We start from the raw sequence: 7,911 nt of genomic DNA, 5'->3' as shown, positions 1-7,911 counted from the left end.
CGATTTTTGAATATCTTTTTTGCCTGGTCTGAACATGGGATAACCTCCAACAAGTTATTCTATACCTATTATAACGAATTGTTCAGTCTAGTTGGTGGGATTTTTGACCTTTTTGGGTGAGAACCTTAAAATTGAGTTCGGTGAAGATGTTTCAGTATGGGATAAGGGAGATGCATTTATAATCCCGGTTGGAGTGCCTCATAAAGTGTCAAATCCTTTCGAAATAGATTCAAAAGTAATAGTGGTTGATAGTTTATAGGTGGGTAAGAAGGTGTTTTGAATAATCGTTTTTAATTTTTACGCTTCACGTCATTAGAACGTAACGTATCTTCACTATTGTCGTTCTAGAAATACTGGTATTTATTATTTACCTTATTCAGGATTAGAGTGGGTAATATGAAAACCAGAAAGAGTTAAAAATCCTCTCAGATCATAAATCTCGGAGGATTTTTAACTAGATAATCTCTACTATTAACGAAGTAATTGAATTATTCCTATGGTTGTTGGTTGGCTTGTTTAACGGCTATGTCTCTTAATCACGGAATAGACTATCTATTCATTCTTCGATAAAGGGGGCACTTCAGCCGAGTTAAAAGTTACAGGGGGAGTCAATCGGAGACCACTGGAAAGGACGGATGAGGTAATAAGTTTATTCCAAACGACGAAGCACTCCTTCTTCTATGGCCAACTGTCTTAAGGCTTTGCTTAGTGGGTTCATGAGCTGTAGATAATAGTTTATATTCCGTAATTTTAGTCTTGGTGTTTGGTGTATTGGGCTATAAGCACTGGGAACGCTCCCCTGAGTTCATACCCTATAACCCAATCCAGTGATGGCATGACTCCCACGAAACCACTCCCATCTAACCCTATCCCTCTATCTTACCAACAATCTGCTCGAAAGCAATTCTTGATTCAGGAAAGTTGTAAATGGGATAGATATGCACCATTTTAGCAGCTTCAATATAATGAATAGGTATGCCTTGTTGTTTTGCGATTTCCACAAATCTCCTGGCATCGGCTGCTAATATATCATGTGTTCCCATAAACAGTGTGATATGTGCAAGCCCGTTTAATTCACCATATAGCGGGCTTACTTTAGGGTGTTTTGTATCTGTCGCTCCGGCATACAGTTTCCCAGCTTCCATAAGACCGGACCTGACAAGAAAAGGATCATGTTTTTCTATGGGAGCAATCCCAGGGTTTGTTAAAGATAGATCTAACCAGGGAGAGATCAGCATGATTTGCTCGGGCTGCTTTATTTGTTTTTCCTTTAGTAATTGCGCTAGTACGAGTGCAAGGCCGCCACCTGCTGAATCCCCCATTAAAATCATATTTTCCGGATCTTTCATCGATTTTATTTGTTGTATATACAACGCATATATAAACGCAAGCGTATGTTTATAGGTGTGCTCCGGGGCTAAAGGATACAGTGGAACGATGATGGTACAATTTAATTCATCGACTAACTTGCCTAAGAAATTCCAGTGCAGTCTTGATATTCTATAGACATATGCTCCGCCGTGCACATAAAAAATAGGTTTGTTGTCATTTTCCTGATTCGGTTGCAGCTCATAATAATAATTGCCGTTCATTTCTCCCTTTTTGATTTTTATTTTTTGGTGTAACTTTTTAGGCGGCTTGTCAGGCAGCATTCTTCTCTTTTCAATTGCTTTCATCAAGCCTTCTCCAGACTTCTCCCAGAATTGCTTGCTTCTGCTGATTTTTAGTAACAGTTTGAACCCCCTGCTCTTTAAACTTTCTTTTGAATACCTATCCCCTGTTTTCATTACTTATCTCCTGCCCACTTTTATTAAAACCCATAGCTTCATTTTAGCACTAATATTGATTACAGTCAGTGAGATGCACCATTCCTGACATAGTTTTTACCACCAAACGACAAAAAGTGTACCAATGAAAGCCGCACTATTTACCACTTCATACGTTACAATAAGAGCAGTCTTCCGCAATCGTACCATTTAACGGAATTGTTTCTTGTGAAGACTATTGGAATTAGAAAAAATGGTTATTAGGCAATCGGGCGATTACTTGGAAGACTAGAATTCGAGTTGATTCTTGATTGGCAATCGTTACAAATGTCAGTATTATGGTTACCGATAAGACTAATTAAGTGAAAGGTTAGTGATCTTTAGAGCAACACCATTGACACAATTTACTAGGGGGTGCTAAACTAATAATAAATTAAAGATAACATTGATCTTTAATGTCTTCAATTATAAAATAAGGAGGAAATTATGAAATACTCAAAAGCCACTATCTACGCATTGCATACAATGGTTTATTTAATCACTTTACCTGAAAGAACTACAATAGGTGTTCAAAGCTTGGCAGAAATGCAAAACCTTTCACCTACCTATCTTTCCAAGATATTAACGAAACTTGCCAAAGGTGGGTTAATTGAATCAACACCAGGGGTTAAGGGAGGATATACAGTTTCTAAACCTAAAGATGAAATCTCATTTCTGGATGTAATAAAAACAGTTGAGGGAGATTCTAATTTATTTAATTGCTCCATGGATCATAACGAAGGTTGCATGATTGAAAATGTGATGACAGAGGCTGAACAAAACATGAAAGACGACCTTGATAATAAATTTCTCATCGACATTGCAAATAGCATGGAAGAAAAGTGCATTAACAATATAAAGGGAAAAGCAAATTAAGGGAGCTGATGGAATGATATTAGATTGTGCCGTAATTGGAGGAGGCCCTGCTGGATTAAATGCTTCCCTAGTTCTTGGAAGGTCTAGACGAAATACAGTATTATTTGATGATAATAAACCTAGAAATTCCGTAACAAATGAATCACACGGTTTCATAACCAGGGATGGAATAAATCCTAAAGAGTTAAGACGAATAGCTAGCGGAGAACTAGATAAATATCCAGCGGTTGAAATCAAGAGACAACGGGTTATAAACGTAACTAAAAAGGATCAATTATTTATGATTGAAACAGATAACGAAGAGGTCTATAAAGCCAAGAAAGTTGTCTTAGCAACTGGGCTTAAAGAAAAATTACCAGATATAAACCGTATCAATTATTTTTATGGGACCAGTATCTTTAGTTGTCCCTTCTGTGATGGATGGGAATTAAGAGATCGCCCTTAGTCGTGATTGCGGAAAATTCTCGCGCTTTTCATATGGCAAAGGTTGTATATAACTGGACCAACGACCTGATTGTCAGTACGAATGGAAGTCAATTTTTATCCATTGATGAAAAGAAGGTTTTAAATGAGAAAGAAATTATAATTTACGAACAAAAGATCTCTTCATTAATTGGTGATAATGGTTATTTGAAAAATATCTCATTTGAAGATGGGACCACCATTTCACGTGAGGGAGGATTTATCGTACCGGAATTGGAACAATCGTCATCAATTGGCGCGGTGCTAGGGTGTGAATTAAACAATCAGGGTGCAATTAAAACGGATGGTATAGGTCGCACCAATGTTGAAGGAGTGTTTGCATGTGGCGATACCTCCATAATTGCCCCTTCTCAATTAATTATTGCGGCCGCGGAAGGTAGCAAAGCTGCAATAGGGGTCAATGCAGCTTTGGTTGAGGAAACCTTCTCATAAAGCTATTCCATTCCACCCAGTTTTTAAATTTAAAGGAGAATTTAAATGAATATGAAAAAGAATTATAAGCCAAATCATATGGACAATTTCAAAAAAAAGGTAGGTTTTCTAGACAGCTTGAAGCGAAGAGAAGAGTTTCCACCAGAACAGCTACTGAAACTACTCCCTATTAATAATAACGATAATATTTTAGATATAGGAGCTGGGACAGGTTTCTTAACGATACCGGCTGCTAAACTAACCGATGGAATGGTCTATGCACTTGATATAGACCCCAATATGCTGCAAATTGCATATTCTAAGGCTACTAATGATGGACTTGAAAATGTTCGAACAATTCAAGGTGAAATGAAGGATGTACCTTTACCAGTCAATTCAATTGATATTGTATTAGCTTCGTTAGTCCTTCACGAAATAAAACCTTTATCTGAGACATTACAGTTAATCAACCAAGTGCTTAAAGTAAAAGGTTACCTTGTATGTGTTGAATTAGAAGAGGAGGAAAATCCAAATCATAATCACCCAAGAATATCCTCATCCAAAATGGAACAGGAATTAAATAAAGCAGGATTTGAAGTAAGTAAGAAACTTTATCCAACAGATTCTATTTACGTTTTAAACGCCCAAAAGCAAAACTAAGTCCTTAATTAGTATTTATTTTTACCTTAAATTTAGATATAAAGTATCTGTAATATATTTAATGGAGAGATGAAAGTAAGTGGAGGTGCATATGAATTTTCTTTTCCATGTAATAAAAGAAGGGTTTATTTAATTGTGTCGAGGAGACTACCCAATTGAAATTGAAAAAATAACGCATTCCATTTGATTAGGAACTGGACAAATGGAATTGGTCATTTTTAGTCTAATTACCTTGATTTTAAGTTTTCAAGAAAAGAACGCGATCGCAGAAGACTTTATGCCTAATTTCTCAGTAAAAATAAGGAGGAGTTAGGCTTTTTCACTTTTCATAGTTTTGAAGTTACCCCATTGGTAAACGCGTTGACAACAAGTGGTAAATTTTGTAGCAACCGCTGGTAAAAAACATGGCAGAAGCGGTAAATTCTTATGGCTGTAATCACTCATATCACTGGATAACGAGTTCTTATGCTTTAAGTCGAACTTCTACAATAGATTTATACATTTGACAAATAGACATGGATTTTAACTTTTCGAAGGTTTTCGCTAAAAGCTTACAGTCATCTGCTGTATCTATCATTGCCATCTTCAATGTGTTACAATAACCGGGAATTCAAATGAAAGGGGCTGGAAAGGGATGGGAGACAATACTTGGTACCGATTGGATAATGCCGGGAAGCTATATTCATCTATTATATCTTCACGGGCGACAACTTTATTTCGACTTTCTGCGACACTTACTTCTCCTGTTCATCCAGACTATTTACAGCGTGCTCTGGAATTAACATTGGAACGCTTCCCTTTTTTTAAGGTGCAATTAAAGCAAGGATTCTTTTGGCATTATTTTGAAGAGACGGACCGAACACCGGAAGTGGAAAAGGAAAGTTATCAGCCGTGTATTAGCTTATCGATTAAAAAACGCGGATCATTCCCATATCGGGTGTATTATTATAACAACCGGATAGCGCTCGAGCTGTCCCATAGTTTAACGGATGGTACGGGAGGGCTTCGGTTTTTAAGTGAGCTTATCCGTCAATACTTACATTTGAAGGAATCTATTCCGATTAATCAGGAAACGATAAGTGAGGAACAGCTGTTAGCAGAAACAGAGAATGCTTTCAGAAAGTACTATAATAAAGATATCCCCGCACCAAGAACGCGTTTGGGGAATGCTTTTAAATTACCGCTTCCGTTGGATAAAAAAGGCTATTATCATATTGTTACTGGTATTATTAATGTCAAGGAGTTAAAGGAAAAGGCAAGTGAATATCATGTCTCCATCAGCATTTTCCTTACAGCAGTTTATATCGAGAGTCTGTTAAAAATTCAAGAGAATATGTCTGTACGAAAGCGACCGATTGTCATTAATGTGCCGGTAAATATGCGCTCCTTTTTTGAAAGTGATACGATGCGTAATTTTTTTGTAAGTATTACCCCTTCGATTGACGCAAGGCTTGGGGCATACACGTTTAAAGAAATTATCCAGGAGCTTGAAATTGAGTTCAGTCGCTTACTCACACCAAAAAAGTTAAGTCAGTATATCAAGCGCAGTGTGCGTGGTGAAAAATCTCTAGCACTGCGATTAATGCCGTCACCGATTAAAGATATAGTTGCTCCTTCGATCTATTCTTTTTTCGGAGAAGGGCAATATACGAGCGGCTTATCGAATCTCGGCGTTATTCGGATGCCAGAAGAAACGGAAAATTATATTGAAAGAGTAGAGTGTTATCCACCTCCCAGTATTGGTAATAAAGTGAAGGCAATGATTACCAGTTACCAGGACCATATGTATATTTCATTTGGAAATTTATCCAAGGATCGTATGTTGGAGCGGGAATTTTTCAGGAGGATACGAAGGCTTGGAATTGAAGTGACGATCGAAACAAATGACGAGGAGATGTGAAAAATGGCTTATTGTCCGAAGTGCGGCATACGAGTGGAAGGTGATAATCAGCCATGTCCTCTTTGCAGTTTTCCTATTCCAAAAGTAAACGCGGAAGATACGGAAGGCTTGAGGGCGAGAAAATTTCCTGAAACAGCGAATCCGTATCCTGCTTATACAAGAAGAGTACTGAACAGGATTTTTATTTTTATCACTTTATTAGTGTTCGTGGCTGTTTGCCTAATGTTTTATGTTGATTATGTCATGAATGAAAGGTTCACATGGTCTAGATACAGCAACTTAAGTGTGTTTGCTGGCTGGGTCCTGTTGTTCTTTTCATTCGGTTATGTACAAAGTTATTATAAGGTTATTATTGGTATGGGTCTGAATGCGCTTATTTTATTATTTGGATTGGATCTTTTTGATGGCAAGCTGGACTGGTTTATGCCGTTAGCTTTTCCGATTGTTACTGGGATTACGGTTATTGGTGTCGGCTACTGGAGTGTCATCCGAGCGTTATCGGTTCGAGGCTTCAATGTAATCGGGTCACTTTTTATAGCACTTCTCATCCTTGCCATGTGGATTAACTTTTTCATTCAAAGCTATCAAAATGAAACAAATCTATGGAGCTGGATCATTGTTACCGTGCTGCAATTAATCCCGGTGCTGCTAATCATGCTCACTGTAAAATATGTCCTGCCTGAGCGAATCAAACAAAAAATTGCAAGAAAGTTTCATTTGTGAAGAGGGGATGGGGGACAGACTCCAATAATAAGTCTAATAAAAGACCACTAGAAATAGACTCCATAGATGTATTACACTGAGGAAGGATTAAAATACTTAGTGAGAACAATTCATGAATTAGACATCCGTTCCATTGCAATATTTCCTTTAGGTGGTCGAAATGGTGGACTTGAATGGAAACAGTTCATTCGAAAATTGAAGCTGCTTTTAGTTTGGGAACACTTACGGAAAATTGAGTTTAAATAAGGGGTCTGTCAAAACGAAAGGTTATAGTGGGGCCTTTGTTTCCAGTGTCGTATGTTGCTGCAATTCTTGTAAGCCTTCTTCAAATTGATGTAAATATTTCTCCGCGGCACCATGATTCTTAGCCCATGTTAGGTGTTCATTCGTTTCTAATTCACTTGGGTTTACCCATCCAATATTCTTCAGCCATAGCGTCTATTCTCAAGGGCGTAGTTCCAATTGAATTTTCAAGGTCAGCCCCACGGGTATTCAACAAAAAGTTCTCTCTGAATTTTGATGTCAAATTTTATCGAAATTTAATTTCCTCATTTTTCATACTCTCTTTTGTTACTTTTGTATGGAGCTGAGTCAATTTACAGTGCTTCGGAATGAGGATTAGAAGTAGAATTAGTGTAATAGGCCTTGTTCTGATTTTACTTTAAGCTCCGGCCATCGGAATGGACACAAACAATTTGTCGAAATATGTATAAACTTTCATGCTTTTATACTATATACTTTTATAGCAAAATAATGGTATTTTTGATAACAACCTACAGCATTAATAGTTTTATAAATTGTCTAAGAAAGGAGCATAATAAGGCAGATTTTGGCGTTCAAATCAGGTGGGGGAAGTTTTTCTTATTTTTTATGGGAAGGCAAGTGGACTCACTTTTACATGCGTCATAAAGGTGAATTGGAACCATTCTGCAAATATTCGGTGGGCATTGATTTAGGAAGTTCATATATTGAGAACCTTTAGCAGGGTGGTTGGAAGTATTGTGATTCTATTGAAGAGATATGGCTTATTTTGCAATAGTAGATTTTTGTACA

At 37.3% G+C, this 7,911-nt stretch carries 7 protein-coding genes; 6 read left to right on the top strand and 1 reads right to left on the bottom strand.

Going from position 1 to position 7,911, the window contains the following annotated elements:
* Window positions 1–866: 866 nt before the first annotated feature.
* Complete coding sequence (locus ACDX78_RS15405) at window positions 867–1,787, bottom strand: alpha/beta hydrolase (protein WP_486029046.1); 921 nt, start codon at window positions 1,785–1,787, stop codon at window positions 867–869.
* Between the two features lie 465 nt (window positions 1,788–2,252).
* On the opposite strand from ACDX78_RS15405, the gene ACDX78_RS15400 reads away from it, so the two are divergent.
* From ACDX78_RS15400 to ACDX78_RS15375, 6 genes are all read left to right on the top strand, one after another.
* Entirely contained in the window at window positions 2,253–2,681 is a 429-nt protein-coding gene (locus tag ACDX78_RS15400; RefSeq protein WP_486029045.1) for an Rrf2 family transcriptional regulator, read from the top strand.
* A 13-nt stretch (window positions 2,682–2,694) separates the two neighbouring features.
* Entirely contained in the window at window positions 2,695–3,126 is a 432-nt protein-coding gene (locus tag ACDX78_RS15395) for an NAD(P)/FAD-dependent oxidoreductase (protein ID WP_486029044.1), read from the top strand.
* A 2-nt stretch (window positions 3,127–3,128) separates the two neighbouring features.
* Window positions 3,129–3,596, top strand: a complete 468-nt coding sequence (locus ACDX78_RS15390) for an FAD-dependent oxidoreductase (RefSeq protein WP_486029043.1) — start codon at window positions 3,129–3,131, stop codon at window positions 3,594–3,596.
* Between the two features lie 45 nt (window positions 3,597–3,641).
* Window positions 3,642–4,235: a class I SAM-dependent methyltransferase gene (locus ACDX78_RS15385; protein WP_486029042.1), complete on the top strand. Its 594-nt coding sequence runs from the start codon at window positions 3,642–3,644 to the stop codon at window positions 4,233–4,235.
* A 634-nt stretch (window positions 4,236–4,869) separates the two neighbouring features.
* Entirely contained in the window at window positions 4,870–6,135 is a 1,266-nt protein-coding gene (locus ACDX78_RS15380) for an alcohol acetyltransferase (RefSeq protein WP_486029041.1), read from the top strand.
* Between the two features lie 3 nt (window positions 6,136–6,138).
* Window positions 6,139–6,858, top strand: coding sequence for a DUF6320 domain-containing protein (locus ACDX78_RS15375; protein ID WP_486029040.1), 720 nt, complete (start codon window positions 6,139–6,141; stop codon window positions 6,856–6,858).
* Window positions 6,859–7,911: the final 1,053 nt, after the last annotated feature.

This window comes from Virgibacillus oceani, assembly GCF_041521345.1.
GTDB classification, from domain to species: Bacteria; Bacillota; Bacilli; order Bacillales; family Amphibacillaceae; genus Virgibacillus_N; species Virgibacillus_N oceani_A.
This window is presented reverse-complemented; position numbering and strand designations above follow the sequence as displayed.

Bases quoted from the DNA above. Each gene is read 5' to 3' on its own strand.
- ACDX78_RS15405 (WP_486029046.1), bottom strand. From the start codon at position 1,787: ATGAAAACAGGGGATAGGTATTCAAAAGAAAGTTTAAAGAGCAGGGGG.
- ACDX78_RS15400 (WP_486029045.1), top strand. From the start codon at position 2,253: ATGAAATACTCAAAAGCCACTATCTACGCATTGCATACAATGGTTTAT.
- ACDX78_RS15395 (WP_486029044.1), top strand. From the start codon at position 2,695: ATGATATTAGATTGTGCCGTAATTGGAGGAGGCCCTGCTGGATTAAAT.
- ACDX78_RS15385 (WP_486029042.1), top strand. From the start codon at position 3,642: ATGAATATGAAAAAGAATTATAAGCCAAATCATATGGACAATTTCAAA.
- ACDX78_RS15380 (WP_486029041.1), top strand. From the start codon at position 4,870: ATGGGAGACAATACTTGGTACCGATTGGATAATGCCGGGAAGCTATAT.
- ACDX78_RS15375 (WP_486029040.1), top strand. From the start codon at position 6,139: ATGGCTTATTGTCCGAAGTGCGGCATACGAGTGGAAGGTGATAATCAG.